A 16,794-nucleotide genomic window follows, 5' to 3' on the forward strand; every position below is an offset into this window, starting at 1 on the left:
CTATTCGCGGAGACGGGGGGATTTGAACCCCCGGTGGAGTTGTGCCCCACACTTCATTAGCAGTGAAGCCCATTCGGCCGCTCTGGCACGTCTCCCTTTGCTATTGCTAGCCCACCAAGGATACGCAGAAGGTGCCGTCTAGCGCAAAACAGCTTCTTGTCAGTTGCTTCCGGCCAAGGAACGCCACAGGAAGTGGTTGCTCCGGGCCTGGAGCGCTGCTGCCTGCCTGTTGTCGGAGGCGCCCGCGTGACCGCCTTCAAGAGCTTCATGGAACCAGACGTTCGGGATGCCCATGGCCTGCATGCGCGCCGCCATTTTGCGGGCCTGGACAGGTCCCACACGGTCATCGGAGGTGGCTGTCCAAATGAAAGTCTCAGGGTATTCCACACCGTCGTGTAGCAAGTGGTACGGCGAGAAAGTGCGGATGAACTCCCACTGGACCGGAACATCAGGGTCACCGTATTCGGCGATCCAGGAGTATCCGGCGGAGAGCTTGGTGTAGCGGCGCATGTCCAGGAGTGGCACCCCGCAGGAAACAGCCCCGAACAGTTCCGGGTACTGGGTCAGCATGTTGCCCACCAGGAGGCCGCCGTTGGAACCGCCTACGCAGCCGAGTCGACGGCGGCTGGTGACGCCTCGCGAGATGAGGTCCTTCGCCACGGCGGCGAAGTCCTCGTATGCACGGTGCCGGTTCTCCTGAAGTGCTGCACGGTGCCAGGACGGACCGTATTCGCCACCGCCGCGGATGTTGGCAACAACGAAGACACCACCGCGTGAGTGTGCGGCAGCTCCGTCGTCGGAGGATACGCCCAAGGTGCGGCGTTCCAGCCAGGCCCGCCCGATTGTTCCGCTGTAGGCCGGAGTCCTGGAAACTTCGAAACCGCCATAGCCGGAAAGCTGGGTGGGGTTTTGGCCGTCCAAGACCAAGTCCTTGGACGCGACCTGGAAGTAGGGAACCTTGGTCCCATCGTCAGAAACAGCGAAGTGCTGCTGGACTTCGTAGTCGGCCTCGTTGAAGAACGACGGCGACCGCTTCACCTCGGCGTGCCGGCTCGCCGCCCCGGCAACAAGTGTCCCCCTGGTCAGCGTGGTGGGCGTGGTGAAGCCGGTGGCCACCAGCCAGAAATCGTTGCCTTCAGCGCCAGGGTCTTCGTCATCCACGGCATAGGCATTGACGTCATGCAGAGGAGGGCAGGCGTCCAGGACGGTGGAGGCCCAGCCGCCTTCAGAATCGGGACGGGCCGGGTCCAACACCCGGATTTCGGAGGACACATCGCGCAGGAGGTTCAGCAGGAGGTAGTCCTTGGTCCAGCTCCACGACTGCAGCGACGTGTGGGCATCCGGCGTGAACAGGACCAGCAATGACCGGGAACCCGCCAGGTAAGACTCGAAGTCCGCGGCCAGCAAGGACCCGGCAGGGTAGAGAACACCGGCAACATCCCAGTCCTTCTGCGGACGGAACAGCAGCCAATCCCGGTGGACGCTGATGTTCACATCCGTGGGGACATCGATAACCACCCAGGCGTCGTCACGCAGCAGCGACGTACTCCGGTTGTAGAAGTCGATGTAGTCCACGGCGAAGGTCCGCTCATAACCCGGGGTGGAATCGTGGGCCACCATGGCCAACATGTGGTCCTCGGGGATTTCGAAGAGGCGCTCTGCCTGGGCCAGCGATTGGCCGCGGCGCAGCTTCACCCCGGTGCGGGCATAGGAGGACGTAGTTGCGGGGAGCCCATCCGCCGTGCTGGACACAAGCAAAGTGTCGGCATCCAGCCAGCTGACGTTGCCTTTGGCTGTCGGCACGTCAAAGCCACCCTCCACGAAGGTGCGGGACTCGACGTCGAACTCGCGGTGGCGGTCAGCGTCGCCGCCGTCGGGGGAGAGCGAAACCATGGCCAGGCGGTACTCGGAGCCGTCGGCAGGACGGAGGAAGCCGACACCATGGAATACCCACTCAACGCCTTCGGCGGCGGCAAGGGCGTCGATATCCAGCAGGACGTCCCACTCCGGCTCCTCAGTGAGATAGCTTTCCCACGTAGTTCGACGCCAAAGGCCCTTGGGGTGTTCCTGGTCTTTCCAGAAGTTGTAGTAGAAATCGCCGCGTTTGGAGACCATTGCGATGCGATCGTTGGAGTCGAGGACCTCCAGGATGCCAGCCTCAACGGCCGCGTACTCGGCGTCCTCCAGTAACTCCTCGGTGCGGGCATTCTGCTCGCGGACCCACGCCAGCTGCTCTTCGCCGTGGATGTCCTCAAGCCAAACGTTTTCATCCGTCGGCTCAGGCGCGACGTCCGCTGCATGCCGCGGGCCGGGGGCCGGCGCGGTCTCATTCTCGGGAAGTGGCGACTGATCAGCTTCTGTGGTGGTCATCGCCCCATCCAAGCAACACTCTTCAACAGTAAGCAAGTCACAGGAAGTTAGGCTTGAGCGTGGCTAAATCGCAAACCAACCGTGTTGCCCTGATCGGGGCCGGCCCTCGGGGCACCAGTGTCCTCGAGCGGTTGCTCGCGAACTGGGCTGCGGACAGTCCGCCAGGAACCACCCTTCTCATCGATGTCGTGGACCCTTATCCGGCCGGGTCGGGGCACGTGTGGCAGCCGGAGCAGTCACGCCTCTACTTGATGAACACCCAATCGTTCTATCCCACCCTCATTCCTGAGGACCCTCAACTCGCCCCACCGCTCGCGGGTGGTTCGTTCGATCAGTGGCGCGAGGCCCGCCGTCGTGATGGCAGGGGACTGAACGATGCAGAGAAGGCGGAACTGGCCACCCTCGAATCGCACGACTTCCCCAGCCGCGCGCTGTACGGGCGGTACCTGCGCCAAACTTTGGCGGGGCTGCTTGAACAGCTTCCCGACGGCGTCGAGGTCACCTTTCATAAGGCGCTCGCCGTCGCCGCGCAGCCTGTTAAGGGCGAAAAGGAATACGGGTTCGACGTCGAACTCGACAACGGCGAGACGCTCACCGTCGGTTCCGTGGTCCTCGCTCTGGGCCATATCGAGTCCAGGTTGAACCCGGAGCAGCGGTCCTTTAAGAGCGCCGCGGAGGAGCAGGGCCTGAGGTACTTCCCGCCCGCGCCGCCTGCCGATGTTGATTGGCAGGCCGTGCCTGACAACGAACCCGTGCTGGTCCGGGGCATGGGTCTGAACTTCTTCGATGTCATGGGCCAGTTGACGGAGGGGCGCGGCGGTAAGTTCGTCGAGGCTGGTACGCCCGGCACGGGTATCCTTGAGTACCGGGCTTCCGGGCGGGAGCCCAGGATCATTGCAGCGTCCCGCAGGGGTACCCCTTACCGCGCGAAGGCCGGGTTGGCGGGTTATTACCCCAGCAGCATCACCATGCGCTACCTGACAGAAGATGCGGTGGACCGCTTCCGTGCAGCCGGTATCCAGCCGGGGTTCGATCATGACCTCTGGCCGTTGCTTCACCGGGATGCACTTTGGGCCTATTACTCAACACTTGCGCGGTCCCAGCCCGCCGCGATCAAGGACCCCGCACAGTTCCTCGCCGACCTTGAGGATGCGCTCCAACCGCATGCGCACACCACCGCGAACTGGGAAGTCGAGGTGGGAAACGTCGTGGAAAAACACGTCGTCGCTTCCCGCCGGCTGAACCTGAGGGGGCTCGCGGCGCCGCTCGCTGGGCGGACCTTCGCTTCCCGCCGCGAGCTGGACGCCACCATCACGGCCTACCTTGATGATGATGCCCGACGATCAGCACTGGGCGAGGCGGACCCTGTCAAGATGGCGATCGGTGCCCTCCACACCGGGCGGGCGATCCTCAAATCCGTAGTAGCGGACGGGGGCATCACCGATGAATCGTGGCTGGGTGGTTTGCGCGGCTGGTTCGAATCTTTTGTTGAAGGACTGGCAAGCGGTGCGCCTGCACTGCGATCGGAGCAGCTGGCCGCTTTGGCGCGTGCCGGCGTCGTGAGTTTCGTGGGACCGGACCCGAAGTTCAGCGTGGACCGCGGTGCCAAAGTGTTCCGGGCGGTTTCGCCGTGGGTCCACGACGCTCCGGTTGAAGCAAGGACTCTCGTGGAGGCGATGTCGCCAGCCAACAGGGTGGGCATCAACCTGTCTCCCCTTCTGGAACAGCTCATGGCCGATGGGCTGGTGCGCACCAAGATCATGATGAGTGTTGAGGGCACGCCCATGCAGACCACCGGCCTTGACGTTGAACCGCATCCTTACAGGCCTCTGGCCGCGAACGGTTCCATCACCAGGAACTTGTATGTCCTGGGCCTCCAACTGTCTGCGTCGCAGTGGGGGACAGCCATTGCCGCTGAGGCCCGTCCGCGTACCGGACCTGCTTACGCGAGCGGCCAGCGAACCCTTCGCGATGCCGACGAGATAGCGCGCAGCATTCTCGGCCGGTGACGCACCAGCTTGGCCGGAAACCGTCAGTAAGTCAGAAACGCGGGGCCCCTCACGAAGAAGATCGTGAGGGGCCCCGCTGGTGCTTCCGGCAGGCCGGATGGCTCGGGGGGTTAGCCCCTCCGGCACCTCTGATACTCCACCCACGCAAAGGCGTACCGGAGCCATCCTGCGATGTCGTACCACTTGGACGGCTTGGTAGGGGCGGTGCACTGCGGCGGGTTCGGACCGCTCTCAGCCACTGTCACCAAGGCCTTCACCACGGTTCCACTTTCGACGGCGGTGAGCACCACTGTGCCGGTGCCTGCAGCCGCCGCGGCGGGAACCTTAAGGTCCACTGTGGCGGCCCCTGAGGTCACGGGGACGGAGCCGAGCGCCACGGCGGCGCCCTTAGAGTCCACGAAGACGGCGTTCAGCGTTGCGTTGGCGGGGCTGCCGATCGAGGTGAGGTTCAGCTTGGAGACAGCCAAGGCGATGGAGTCCCCGGCCTTGACCTCAGCCGCTGTGGTGTTGGCCACGGCAACGGCACGGCGTGCGAAGTCCGGTGAAACAGGATTGTGCTCGCGCAGGTACTTGATCCACGCATCGCGGTCCACCAGGCCTGTGTCCTTGGTGTCCGTGCCCTCCTTGAAGATCCGGAAATTGTCACCGCCGGTAGCCAGGAAGCTGAACGTCCCGATCCTGTACTGCTTGGCAGGATCGATCACAGCGCCGTTGACCCAAATGCCGGTGATGCGGTCACCCGCCGGGCGGGCGGCCTCATAGGTGTAGTTGACGTTCTTGGACACTCCCAGCTGCTGGTACGGGCGGCTGGGGATGGTCCCGTCAGCGTTTGTCTGCCACTGCTGCTCCAGGAGGGTCTTGAACTGCGCGCCGGTCAGGGACGTGGTCCAGAGGTTGTTCACGAACGGCAGGACCGCGTTTGCCTCGGCGTAGGTGATGGTGCCGTCCGGGGCGTAGTAGAGCTCGTTGCGCAAGCCGCCGGGATTCACGACGCCGATCTCCGCGGAACCCAGTTCGGGTGCCTTGAGCGTGTCCACCAGGGAGTCCGCCACCAGGTTGCCGAGCGTGGATTCGTTCGCGCGATCGTCACGCTTAGGTGCACCGCCGGCCGGATCCGGGGTGAAGGCTGTGGTGATATCAGCGGTCACGGCGCCCACCGGCTGGTTGCCGATGACGGCAGCCTCGGCGAGTGCCTTGTCCACGATGGTCTTCACGGTAGCCACCCGCGGGTAGGCAGAGACAAGGCTTTCAGCGGTATCGGTTGTCCGGTCCACGATGGCGGCCTTGTAAGCAGTGACTGATTTGCTTGCGGTATCCACTGTGAGGGTCACGCTGCCCACGTTCTCGCCGTAGTTGCCGGTCTGTACGATGGGTCGGGTCTTGCCGGTTGGCTGGCCGTTGGCGTCCAGTACCGGGGCGTCCCAGGCGTACTCCTTGTGCGTGTGACCCGTGAAGATTGCGGCGACGTCCGGAGTGGTTTCGTTGACCAGCTTTGCGAATGGTCCGCCGGCTGCAACTTCCTGCTCCAATGTGGCACCCTCAGGCGTTCCTGAAGCAGCGCCGTCGTGGTTTTCCACGATGATGAGGTCGGCCAGGTTTTCGGCTTTGATCTTCGCGGCCACCCGGTTGATGGCTTCCACAGGGTCGCCGAACTCAAGGTCGGTAATGCCGGCCGGCGTCACCAGGGAAGGAACTTCCTGCGTGACAGTACCGATCACTGCCACCCGCATGCCGTTCATGTCCAGGACCTTGTACTCCGGCAGGACCGGCGTTGTGGTGCCCTTCTGGTAGACATTCGCACCCAGATAGGCGAACTTCGCGTTGGCACCTCCGGCTGCGACACGGTCGCGCAGGTCCGCCCAGCCGCCGTCGAACTCGTGGTTGCCCACTGCCGAAGCCTGCAGCTCGAGCGCGTTCAGGACGTCGATGGTTGGCTGGTCCTTCGCTACCGAAGAAGCAAAGAGGGAAGCGCCTATGTTGTCACCGGCGGAAATGAAAGCGGTAGCGCCGGGGGCAGCTGCAGCGCGGAGCTTCTCAACCGTTCCGGCGAAGAGGACTGTGTTGGAGTCGATCCGGCCGTGGAAGTCGTTGATACCCAGGAACTGCAAGTCAACTGTCGCCGGCTGGTCAGCAGTAAGGTTCAGGCCCACCACCACAGGATCGTGGTCGCTGGCCCGGAACTCGTCCCCGGCATAGTAGTTGGTCACATTGTTGTTATACCTGCTGTACTCCAGCGCGACGGACTCCACGGAGTTGATGTTCCAGATGTCGGTTCCGGTGACCACCTTGTGGGCGGCCGGGGAAGCCAGGATGTGGTCCAGGGAGCCCACCATGCCGCCGAAGAGGTAGGAGTGCTTGCCTGTACCCGCCTCGAGGTCGGTGTAGCCGGCTGCAGTGAGGACGTTGATGGGGTCTTCCTTGGCGTAGGCGTTGAAGTCGCCGATCAGGAAGACCTTGTCCGTGCCCTTGGAGGCCTCGAGGTCCTTGGAGAAGGCGAGGAGCGATTCAGCCTGCTTGGTGCGGGCAATGTTCGAGGCGCCCTGGCCCTTGTCCGTGTCATCCGGGGTGGCGGCGGAGCCCTTGGACTTGAAATGGTTCACGATCGCGATGAACTTCCTGTCATCGTCTCCGCCAACCGGCTTGAAGACTTGTGCCAGCGGCTTGCGCGCACTGGCAAAGGCCACGGTGTCGTTGTGAATGATGGACTCACCCACGGGCTCCGCCACTGCCTTCTTGTAGATGAACGCGGTGCGAATCATGTCCTCGTCGCTGAGCGGGGGAGCGTTGGCGGGTGTGCGCACATAGTCCCAGACCCCGGGGGTCTTGACGTTGAGGGCGTCCACCAGCTTGGAGAGGGCGTCGTCGCGGTTCTTGCCGAACTGTGCGGAGTTTTCGATCTCTTCAAGGGATACGACGTCGGCGCCGGACTTGGTGATGGCAGCGACGATCTTCCTTTGCTGGCGCTCGAAATTCTCGGCGTTGGCAGCACCGCGGGCATTGCAGCCTTCCTTGACCGTGATGGGGTTGCCGTCTCGGTCGGTGTAAAAGACGCAGCCGGCGAGCTGGTCGCCTGTGGTGGGGAAGTAGTTCAGTACGTTGAAGGAAGCCAGCTTGAGGTTGCCCCCTACATCCGCAGGACCTTCAGGCCTGGTCGCGGTGAAGCTGGCAGGCTGAACCGACTCAGCATTGGCCGCGGTCAGGGCGGTAAGTGGCTGGAACTTCCAGGAGTTGTTGCCGTAGCCCAGGATGACGTCGGTCCGGAACTGCGCCGGGGAGCCAACGCGTACAGGATCCGACGTGGTCAGGTACGGCAACTGCTGCGCTTTGGTGGTGGCGTCCTTGAGGAAGTTGGTGGACGCGCCGTCGTCGAGCTTGATGCCGCGCAGAGCGTTATCCGCTACCACAGCGGCGTACTCCGCCGAACCGTAGCTGGCTACCGCTGTCGGCTGCACCAACGGTGACTTGCCGGCCGCGAGGCCGATCTCGCCGTACTGGTTCAGGGAGTAGTTGTCCGTGACCGTAAAGTCACCTTGGGGAGCCAGGAGCATGCCCTCCAGGCTTTCCCGTGCGGCCTCATTGGCGGGCAGCGCGAACGGTGTGGACTTCACCTCCGGCGCCGCTTCGGTGAGCTTCTGCAACCCTGCCGCCTCGACGGTGAGCTGGGTTTGGCTGGCGAACTCGCTGACGACACCGGTGAGTTGCACGTAGTCGCCGGCCTGGACCGCCGACGTCGTTGAGGGTGAATAGACGAACAAAGCGTCCGACGCCGTCCTTGCCGCCCCCGCGCTTTCACCGCCGCTTCCTGCGGTCTGCACGTAGTAGCCGTTGAAGCCGCCGGTTGCGTAGACAGCGGTGACCTTGCCGCTGGTGGTCACGGTGCTGCCAACAAACGGACTGGCCGTACCGGTGCCCTGGATCTCGGCAATGGTCTTGACACCGGGCTCCGGCTGGGGGTCAACCGGCGGGGTTCCGCCACCGTTGGAGGCAGTGGGGGTGATGGTTGCGCTGAGGCTGAAGTCCGCGGCGTTGGAGTCGGTGTCCACACCGTTGGCGCGGTTCAAGCTTTTGACGTCTGCGTTGCTGGTAGGTGCGGTGGCAGCGGCAGTCTCGAAGGTGTTGGAGCTGCCATAGCCCAAGAGGTCAGCGATGGCGGCGTTGCCCGTCACCGACCCCGCCGGAAGCGGAGAGACAGCAGTGGCCTGCTTGGCCAGGACGAGTGTTCCAGTGGTTCCGCTGGGATTCAGCGTTCCTGTGGCCTGCACATCGGCCGTGGGAAGCGCCGGTGCCGTGGAAGTACCGCTGTTGGTGGCACCCTGGACCAGGAAATACCCCTTCGCGGGAATGCTTCCCGTCAGGGGAGTGATTCCTGTGGGTGCTGCTGTGGCCGTCGCTGCCCGGTATTGCAGCGACCAGCCCGCCAAGCTGACCGGTGCGTCCGAGGAATTGTAAAGTTCAACGAACTTGTTCTTGAAGGCGGCACCGCTGCTGCCACCGCTGAGATACGCCTCGTTGATCACCACCGGGGAAGGGCCGACGGCGAGCTCATCAGCTGCAGAGGCCGGCGCGGCCGTCAACGGGGCGGTGATTAACCCAGCCGACAGGACAGCGCCCGCCAAGGATTTCCAATGCATAAGTTTCATCCATTCGAACTTTCATCAGTGAGCCCTGTGGGGCTCCATGAATGGCGCCCACTGTCTTATGAAGTGGGCGGGTACCGGAAGTTACTCCCGGGTAAAGCTGCCTCGGGCCTAGCTGAACACGAACGGATGAATAGAGGGTTGACCCTGGGTCAACAATGAGGGTCCGGACAAGGACCCGGAAAGCGGCCGATTAGGCGGTCTGCCCCGAGTCCTGAATGACCTTGAAAACAGCTCCCGTGGGGTCGGACAACGTGGCCAAACGCCCGAACGGTGTGTCCTCGGCGGGCTGCATGACCGTGGCACCGAGGGCCGACGCCTGCTCCACGGCGGCATCCGTATCCTCCACCGCGAAGTAAACGCTCCACATGGAGGGGACCTGTTCCGGCAGGAATCCGGAAGCGTCCATGATGCCTGCCTTGGCGTCGTCACCGGCGCCGAGGGTCGTATAACGGAACTCGGGAGTGTCGCTCATGACCTCCGTCTCCCAGCCGAAGACACGCTGGTAGAACGTGACCGCGGAATCGTAGTCCTTGGCCAGTAGCTCATGCCAAGCGGGAGCTCCTGCCTCCGCCGCGATCTCGTAGCCCTTCATTTCACCGAACTGCCAGGCGCCTATAGCGGCACCTGAGGCATCCCCGTACATGGCCATGCTGCCTTGCTCAGGGACCTCCATGGGTTCCAGGAACACCTGGCCGCCATTGGCGGCAGCGGCCTCGGTGGTCGCCTTGATGTCGTCCGTGCGGAGGTAAGTGGACCAAACGTCCGGCATGGCTCCCATGTCCGCCTGCTTCTCCATGATGCCCGCCACCATCCGGCCGTCCTTGGAAGCCGTGATGTAGCCGCCGTACTTCTCCTGGTCTCCGGTTTCATAGGTCCAACCGAAAAGAGCCGTATAGAAGGCCTTGGCCTTCTCCGTATCGGACGTCATGAGGTCAATCCAGCAGGGGGAACCGGGAGTGATATCAGGCTTGGGCATAGGTGAGGCTCCTGTTGTTATTCCGCAGCCAAAGCTGCGGCCGATGTCAGTGGGGTGGCGACAGTCAGAACACTATGCGGGGCCTCTGACACTTTCAATGATCTTCCGGGTGCCAGTTCTCAGTTCCGGGCGGCATCGCCGCAGACACGCGTCCTCACGACAGGCACCAAGACACAAAAATGCCCCGGGTTCTGGAACCCGGGGCATTTCATTCGCGGAAGGTAAGGGATTTGAACCCTTGGTACGGGGTTACCGCACACTGGTTTTCAAGACCAGCTCCTTAGGCCGCTCGGACAACCTTCCTCGCCTAGTAGTGTTTCATAGGGAGTTGGCTGTTCCAAAACATCACGTATTCCAGCCCCTGCCCCGGGTCTGGAAAACAAGCAAGAAACCGGGAGTTCTTCATGAAAGCCGTCTATATCTCAGAGCCAGGCGGACCCGAAGTCCTCGAAGTCCGTGAGGTCCCGTCACCAGTGCCGGGTGAGGGCGAGGTCCTGATTGACGTAGTGGCCGCGGGTTTGAACCGCGCCGACGTCCAGCAGCGGCGCGGCTCCTACCCGCCGCCCCCGGGAGCATCGGAAGTTCCCGGACTGGAAGTCTCCGGCCGCATTTCGGCTTTCGGCCCCGGCGTAACCAAAGCGTTCTCAGTCGGCGACAAAGTCGTGGCACTGTTGTCTGGCGGTGGCTACGCCCAGCAGGTCGCCGTTCCGGCGGAGCAGGTACTCCGCATCCCTGAAGGCGTGGACCTGGTTACAGCCGCTGCCCTGCCCGAAGTTGCCGCCACCGTGTACTCGAACCTGATGATGACCGCACAGTTGCAACCCGGCGAGACTGTACTCATCCATGGCGCCACCGGTGGCATCGGCACCATGGCTATTCAACTGGCCAAAGCCTATGGTGCGAAGGTGGCCACCACGGCCGGCACTGATGAGAAGGTCGGCACCGCCAAGGCCTTCCTCGGCGCCGATATCGCCATCAACTACACCGAAGAAGACTTCGCTGAAAGCCTCAAGGCGCACAACGGAGGCAAAGGCGCCGACGTGATCCTCGACGTCGTCGGTGCCAAATATCTGCAACAGAACGTCGAGGCGCTCGCCGAGTACGGACGACTCATCGTCATCGGTCTGCAAGGCGGAACAAAAGCGGAGCTCAACTTGGGTCTGCTCCTCAGCAAGAGGGCAGCCGTTATCGGAACAGCCCTCCGACCGCGACCTGTCGCTGAAAAAGGAATCATCATGTCCGCCGTGCGCGAGTTCGTGTGGCCCATGCTCACCGACGGCAGGATCAGGCCACTCGTTGCCAAGTCCTTCCCCTTGGAGAATGTTCGGGAAGCGCACGAGTACTTCGACTCCGGGGAGCATGTGGGCAAGGTCCTACTGCTCCTTTGATCCGCCGGTTCAACTGTATTTATCCGCCCGACTGCAGCGAGGAGCCATATGTCCATCCGGCACAGCCTGCTGGCCCTGCTCCAGGACCAGCCGAGGTACGGCTATGAGCTGCGAGTCGAGTTCGAGGACCGTACTGGTGCCGCCTGGCCGTTGAACATCGGCCAGGTTTATACAACCCTGGACAGGCTTGAGCGCGACGGTTTAGTCAGCAAGGACGGCGACGACGGCGGCGGGCACGTCGTCTACAGCATCACTGACGCGGGGGCTGAGGAAGTTGAGGCCTGGTTCGCTGGTGCAGTGGACCGGGGCAATCCTCCAAGGAACGAAATTGCCATCAAGCTGGCGCTCGCAGTGACGCTTCCTGACGTGGATACTTCTGCGGTGATCCAGTCCCAACGCGAGGTCTCGGTCAAGGCTCTGCAAGAGCATACGCAGGCGAGAAAGGCGGTCTCCGCCAACCAAAGATCGTCGGATACTGCGTGGCTGCTGGTGCTCGATTCATTGATTTTCCAGGCAGAGGCCGAAGTTCGCTGGTTGGATCTCTGCGAGGCCCGCATGGTGCAAGGGCGCGGCAACGGCGGGGCCGGCATTGCTTAGGCAACCATTGGTCGCACAGTAGCTACCGTTCACCGCAGCGAAATCCATCCTGCGGTGAGTTCACCATGCATCGGGGAACCTCTTTGCTAGCTTGCCCGTGACGCGCGTTCGTGCCACGGCAGCGCAGCAGTTCTCAAGGAGGAGATATGGGCAAGATTCCTGACCAAGCCGGACTCGCGGAAGGGCTGGATTCCACCCTGCCCGCCCCGGCTGTGGACGACTCGGTGCGCGAAGCGGAGGAACGCAGGTGGACCCCCGCCAAGATCGGTCTTTGGGTTGCTATCTCCCTGCTGGGAGCAGTGGCGTGGTTCATGCTCGCCCTGGTGCGCGGTGAAACCGTCAACGCCATCTGGTTCGTTTTCGCCGCTGTCTGCACGTACCTGATCGGCTACCGCTTCTACTCCAAAGTCATTGAGCGTTACCTGCTCAAACCGGACGATCGCCGCGCTACCCCTGCCGAGTACAAAGCCGATGGCAAGGACTACGTCCGTACTGACAGGAACGTGTTGTTCGGCCACCACTTCGCCGCCATTGCCGGTGCAGGACCGTTGGTGGGACCCGTCATCGCGGCCCAGATGGGCTACCTTCCCGGCACTATCTGGATCATCATCGGCGTCGTTCTTGCAGGCGCCGTACAGGACTACCTGGTCATGTTCTTCTCCATGCGCCGCGGTGGCCGTTCACTCGGCCAGATGGCGCGCGAGGAACTTGGCGTTATCGGTGGTACGGCAGCCCTCGTGGCGACGCTGCTCATTATGATCATCATCGTGGCCATCCTTGCCCTGGTGGTGGTCAACGCCCTCGGTGAGAGCCCGTGGGGCGTGTTCTCGGTGGGTATGACCATCCCCATCGCGTTGTTCATGGGTGTCTACCTGCGCTTCATCCGGCCGGGCAAGGTGATGGAGGTGTCCGTCATCGGCTTCGTGCTCCTGATGGCGGCCATCATTGGAGGCGGCGCCGTCGCCGGCACCGAGTGGGGCGCGGCCTTCTTCCACCTGGACAAGGTCACCATTGCCTGGGGCATCATCGTTTACGGGTTCATCGCCGCAATCCTGCCGGTCTGGCTGCTGCTGGCTCCGCGTGACTACCTCTCCACCTTCATGAAGATCGGCGTGATCGTGATGCTCGCGCTGGCCATCATCGTGGTGCGTCCGGAAATCACCGTCCCGGCGTTCAGTGAGTTCGCCAGCCGGGAGAACGGCCCGGTGTTCTCCGGCGCCCTCTTCCCGTTCCTGTTCGTCACCATCGCTTGTGGCGCCCTGTCCGGGTTCCACGCACTCATCTCGTCGGGAACCACCCCCAAGCTGATTGAGAAGGAGCGGCAGACCCGTTTCATCGGTTACGGCGGAATGCTGATGGAATCCTTCGTGGCCATCATGGCCCTGGTGGCTGCCATCTCCATCGACCGTGGCATCTACTTCGCCATGAATGCGCCTCTGGCCCTCACCGGCGGCACCGTGGAATCTGCAGCCCAGTGGGTGAACAGCCTTGGCCTGGCCAATGTGAACATCACCCCGGACGTGCTGGCTCAAACCGCGAAGGACGTCGGCGAGGAAAGCATTGTCTCCCGTTCAGGTGGCGCTCCCACGCTGGCAGTCGGTTTGGCCCACATCATGCAGCAGTTCATCGGCGGCCCGGGAATGATGGCTTTCTGGTACCACTTCGCCATCATGTTCGAGGCCCTCTTCATCCTTACCGCAGTGGACGCAGGCACGCGTGTTGCCCGCTTCATGCTGCAGGACTCCATCGGCAACTTTGTCCCCAAGTTCAAGGAGGCCTCATGGCGGCCCGGAGCCTGGCTGTGCACCGCAATTATGGTGGGTGCCTGGGGGGCTGTGCTGCTGATGGGTGTCACCGATCCGCTGGGTGGAATCAACACGCTCTTCCCGCTGTTCGGCATCGCCAACCAGTTGCTGGCAGCCATTGCACTGGCGGTTTGCCTTGCCATCACGGCTAAACGCGGAGTGTTCAAATGGCTGTGGATCGTGGCAGTTCCGCTGACTTTCGCGGCGGTTGTGACCATCACGGCCAGTTTCCACAAGATCTTCTCGCCAGTCCCGGCAGTTGGATACTTCGCCAACAATCAGGCGTTCTCAAAGGCGCTGGCTGACGGCAAGACGGAGTTTGGTACAGCCAAGACCGTTGCAGCCATGGAAGCCGTGGTCCGCAACACCATGATCCAGGGCGTGCTTTCGGTGATCTTCGTGACCTTGAGCATCATCGTGATTGTCGCCGCCCTACTGGCAACCATCAAGGCAATCCGCGCCGGCGGCGGTCAGGACCACGAAGACCCGCCTGTACCTTCCAAGGTGTACGCACCGGCGGGGCTCATCCCGACGGCTGCCGAGAAAACGTTGCTAGCAGAATGGAACGCCCTGCCTGCGGAGAAACGAACGCAGAAGGCCGGCCACCACTAATGAGGGCCGGCTCTGATGAATTCCGTCGTTAAGGGCCTTCGGGGCTTCGCCACCTACATGGGCTCGCTCATGGGTGAGGACGCGTACCGGAAGTACCTGGAGCATTTTGAAGCTACCGGCCATTCCGGTCCCGCCATGACTGAACGCGAGTTCTGGCGGGACCGGATGGACCGCCAGGACACCAACCCCCAAGGAAGGTGCTGCTGAGGCGGCATGCACGACGAAGTTTCGCTACGAACGAAGTCCAAAACCAGGGCCTGGACAGGGGTTCGCGTCGAGCACGTGAGAGTATGAACGAATGAGCGATCTGAACAACATTCAGCCCACGGATGAGGCTTCGGACGACACCCCCGTGGAGGGAACAACGCTGGAAGAGGGCCTCGAGGCGCCCAACGGACAGCAACCCCAGCCGGAAGAGGTGGCGAAGGGCGCCAAACCCAGGGGAGGTAACCTTCACGAACTCGTTGATGAGCCGGCCAAGGTGATGCGGATCGGCACCATGATCCGCCAGCTCCTGGAAGAAGTTAAGGCCGCGCCATTGGACGACGCCGCTCGCGGTCGCCTTGCTGAGATTCATGAGCGGTCCATCAAGGAACTTGAAGATGGGCTGGCTCCTGAACTCATCGAGGAGTTGGAACGGATCAGTCTGCCCCTCCCGGACGAAAAAGCCCCTTCTGATGCGGAGCTTCGCATCGCGCAGGCACAACTCGTTGGCTGGCTTGAAGGCTTGTTCCATGGAATCCAGGCGGCGATCGCCGCACAGCAAGCTGCCAAAGAGCACGCTGCCGCTCAGATGCAACTTCGTCAGCTCCCGCCGGGAACTGTGATTGCGCCGGGCATCGTCATCGGCGAAAACGGCCAACCGCAGCGGGCGGCTGCACCCGGTGCGCCCGGCGCTGCCGCCCAGGGCCGCAGGGAAGACCCCGATCACGGTCCGGGTCAGTACCTCTGAGTTCGCAGGTGGGTTTCTTTGGGGCCGTCCGGCAAGGGCGGAAAGACGATCTGGAGCTTGGCAAGGGGCTGTGGCGCCGCGCCCATGACCGTTTTCATCGGGGATTGGATCGGTACCACCAAGTCCTCGAGGGCGTGGATGATGAGCAGCTCTACAACGAGCTCGTGCAAATAGCCAACGAACTCGCCGAGTTGTCGCCTCGGGTCAGGACCATCTGCGTCGAAGCCCAGAAAAGGTCTCCCAGCGACGGCTTGGACGTCCCGGGAGGACTTGCCGGCGTTCACAGGGCCCTATCCAAAGCAGGAAATTCCCTGGCCACTACGGCTGAGGCCGCAGCTATGTTGAGGTTGGCCGTGGGACCCGTTCCAGTGGGCGCGTTGTCCGTTCGACGCCGGGCGGAATCAGTTTTCGAGCAGGTTGCTGACGCGGAGCGTCAACTAGGAGCCTGAACCCCAACTGCGCCAAATGCGGCGCGTTAGCAACTACCCGCGCGCGCCCTTATTCCCTGCATGCAAGAAGTTAAGCGCATAGCTGATCTGCGTAACATTCGGCGCTTTTGGCGACTGCTTGCTGGCAGGATGGCAAACATGACTTCGTCACCAACACTTACTTTCAACGACGGCAACACCATCCCCCAGCTCGGCTACGGGGTGTGGCAAGTTGAAGACGATGTAGCCGAAAAGGTGGTGCGCCAGGCTTTCGAAGCCGGGTTCCGCCACATCGATACCGCCAAGATCTACGGCAACGAGGCAGGCGTCGGCCGTGCCATTGCTTCCTCCGGCCTTTCCACCGAGGAAATCTTCATCACCACCAAACTCTGGAACGCCGACCAGGGCTACGAATCCACCCTCGCTGCCTTCGAGGAGTCCATGGATCGCCTCGGCCTCGAGACGCTGGACCTGTACTTGATCCACTGGCAGCAGCCCAAGCAGGAAAAGTACGTGGACACTTGGAAAGCCCTCATTGAGCTCAAGAAGCGTGGCCGGGTCAAGTCCATCGGCGTCTCCAACTTCACCAAAGAAGGCCTGCAGCACATCATCGATGAGACCGGTGTTGTACCGGCCATCAACCAGGTAGAGCTGCACCCGTTCTTCAATCAGGCCGACCTTCGCGAATTCAACGCTTCCAAGGGCATCCTGACTCAGGCCTGGTCCCCGCTGGGCCAGGGTGGCGAGCTGCTCGAAAGCGCCACCGTGGCTGAGATCGCCGCCAAGCATGATGCCACTCCTGCGCAGGTCATCATCGCCTGGCACTTGGCCATCGGCAACGTGGTAATCCCCAAGTCCGTCACCGAGTCGCGCATCCAGGAGAACTTCGCAGCGCTCAACGTGACACTGGACGCCACCGACGTCGAGGCCATCAACGGCCTGGACCGCGGCGCTGAAGGACGCATCGGTCCCGACCCGGCAGTCTCCGACTTCGCCTAACCCCGACGCCGGACCCAG

At 62.6% G+C, this 16,794-nt stretch carries 11 protein-coding genes and 2 tRNA genes; 8 read left to right on the plus strand and 5 right to left on the minus strand.

What is annotated here, in order from left to right; genetic code table 11:
• Positions 1-7 precede the first annotated feature (7 nt).
• Both KCX59_RS04385 and KCX59_RS04390 read right to left on the minus strand, forming a co-directional pair.
• Positions 8-95, minus strand: a tRNA-Ser gene (locus KCX59_RS04385).
• 64 nt (positions 96-159) lie between these two features.
• On the minus strand, positions 160-2,370 hold the full coding sequence (locus KCX59_RS04390; protein ID WP_179018667.1) for a prolyl oligopeptidase family serine peptidase: 2,211 nt from the start codon (positions 2,368-2,370) through the stop codon (positions 160-162).
• 59 nt (positions 2,371-2,429) lie between these two features.
• On the opposite strand from KCX59_RS04390, the gene KCX59_RS04395 reads away from it, so the two are divergent.
• Positions 2,430-4,379, plus strand: a complete 1,950-nt coding sequence (locus tag KCX59_RS04395; RefSeq protein ID WP_179018665.1) for an FAD/NAD(P)-binding protein — start codon at positions 2,430-2,432, stop codon at positions 4,377-4,379.
• Between the two features lie 110 nt (positions 4,380-4,489).
• Here the strand turns inward: KCX59_RS04395 and KCX59_RS04400 are convergent, their stop codons facing one another.
• The 3 genes from KCX59_RS04400 to KCX59_RS04410 all read right to left on the minus strand — a co-directional run bounded on the left by KCX59_RS04400 (position 4,490) and on the right by KCX59_RS04410 (position 10,298).
• Entirely contained in the window at positions 4,490-9,010 is a 4,521-nt protein-coding gene (locus tag KCX59_RS04400; protein WP_179018663.1) for an ExeM/NucH family extracellular endonuclease, read from the minus strand.
• Between the two features lie 199 nt (positions 9,011-9,209).
• On the minus strand, positions 9,210-9,995 hold the full coding sequence (locus KCX59_RS04405; RefSeq protein WP_179018661.1) for a VOC family protein: 786 nt from the start codon (positions 9,993-9,995) through the stop codon (positions 9,210-9,212).
• 215 nt (positions 9,996-10,210) lie between these two features.
• Positions 10,211-10,298, minus strand: a tRNA-Ser gene (locus KCX59_RS04410).
• 101 nt (positions 10,299-10,399) lie between these two features.
• Between KCX59_RS04410 and KCX59_RS04415 the strand changes: the two genes are divergently transcribed.
• From KCX59_RS04415 to KCX59_RS04445, 7 genes are all read left to right on the plus strand, one after another.
• Positions 10,400-11,383: an NAD(P)H-quinone oxidoreductase gene (locus tag KCX59_RS04415; protein WP_179018659.1), complete on the plus strand. Its 984-nt coding sequence runs from the start codon at positions 10,400-10,402 to the stop codon at positions 11,381-11,383.
• A 48-nt stretch (positions 11,384-11,431) separates the two neighbouring features.
• Positions 11,432-11,980, plus strand: a complete 549-nt coding sequence (locus KCX59_RS04420) for a PadR family transcriptional regulator (protein WP_178993397.1) — start codon at positions 11,432-11,434, stop codon at positions 11,978-11,980.
• A gap of 146 nt (positions 11,981-12,126) precedes the next feature.
• Complete coding sequence (locus KCX59_RS04425) at positions 12,127-14,397, plus strand: carbon starvation CstA family protein (RefSeq protein ID WP_179018657.1); 2,271 nt, start codon at positions 12,127-12,129, stop codon at positions 14,395-14,397.
• Positions 14,398-14,412: 15 nt separating this feature from the next.
• A complete protein-coding gene (locus KCX59_RS04430) occupies positions 14,413-14,604 on the plus strand; it encodes a YbdD/YjiX family protein (RefSeq protein WP_179018655.1) in 192 nt (63 codons plus the stop codon).
• A gap of 91 nt (positions 14,605-14,695) precedes the next feature.
• Positions 14,696-15,349, plus strand: coding sequence for a bacterial proteasome activator family protein (locus tag KCX59_RS04435; RefSeq protein WP_178993400.1), 654 nt, complete (start codon positions 14,696-14,698; stop codon positions 15,347-15,349).
• Positions 15,350-15,357: 8 nt separating this feature from the next.
• Positions 15,358-15,798, plus strand: a complete 441-nt coding sequence (locus tag KCX59_RS04440; protein ID WP_091465453.1) for a hypothetical protein — start codon at positions 15,358-15,360, stop codon at positions 15,796-15,798.
• A gap of 138 nt (positions 15,799-15,936) precedes the next feature.
• Positions 15,937-16,776, plus strand: a complete 840-nt coding sequence (locus KCX59_RS04445; RefSeq protein WP_178993401.1) for an aldo/keto reductase — start codon at positions 15,937-15,939, stop codon at positions 16,774-16,776.
• Positions 16,777-16,794: the final 18 nt, after the last annotated feature.

Source organism: Paenarthrobacter nitroguajacolicus (assembly GCF_051027655.1).
In the GTDB taxonomy this organism is placed as follows: domain Bacteria; phylum Actinomycetota; class Actinomycetes; order Actinomycetales; family Micrococcaceae; genus Arthrobacter; species Arthrobacter nitroguajacolicus.

Excerpts from the sequence above, each read along its gene's own strand:
- KCX59_RS04390 (WP_179018667.1), bottom strand. The coding sequence starts at position 2,370 with ATGACCACCACAGAAGCTGATCAGTCGCCACTTCCCGAGAATGAGACC.
- KCX59_RS04400 (WP_179018663.1), bottom strand. The coding sequence starts at position 9,010 with ATGCATTGGAAATCCTTGGCGGGCGCTGTCCTGTCGGCTGGGTTAATC.
- KCX59_RS04405 (WP_179018661.1), bottom strand. The coding sequence starts at position 9,995 with ATGCCCAAGCCTGATATCACTCCCGGTTCCCCCTGCTGGATTGACCTC.
- KCX59_RS04415 (WP_179018659.1), top strand. The coding sequence starts at position 10,400 with ATGAAAGCCGTCTATATCTCAGAGCCAGGCGGACCCGAAGTCCTCGAA.
- KCX59_RS04420 (WP_178993397.1), top strand. The coding sequence starts at position 11,432 with ATGTCCATCCGGCACAGCCTGCTGGCCCTGCTCCAGGACCAGCCGAGG.
- KCX59_RS04425 (WP_179018657.1), top strand. The coding sequence starts at position 12,127 with ATGGGCAAGATTCCTGACCAAGCCGGACTCGCGGAAGGGCTGGATTCC.
- KCX59_RS04430 (WP_179018655.1), top strand. The coding sequence starts at position 14,413 with ATGAATTCCGTCGTTAAGGGCCTTCGGGGCTTCGCCACCTACATGGGC.
- KCX59_RS04435 (WP_178993400.1), top strand. The coding sequence starts at position 14,696 with ATGAGCGATCTGAACAACATTCAGCCCACGGATGAGGCTTCGGACGAC.
- KCX59_RS04445 (WP_178993401.1), top strand. The coding sequence starts at position 15,937 with ATGACTTCGTCACCAACACTTACTTTCAACGACGGCAACACCATCCCC.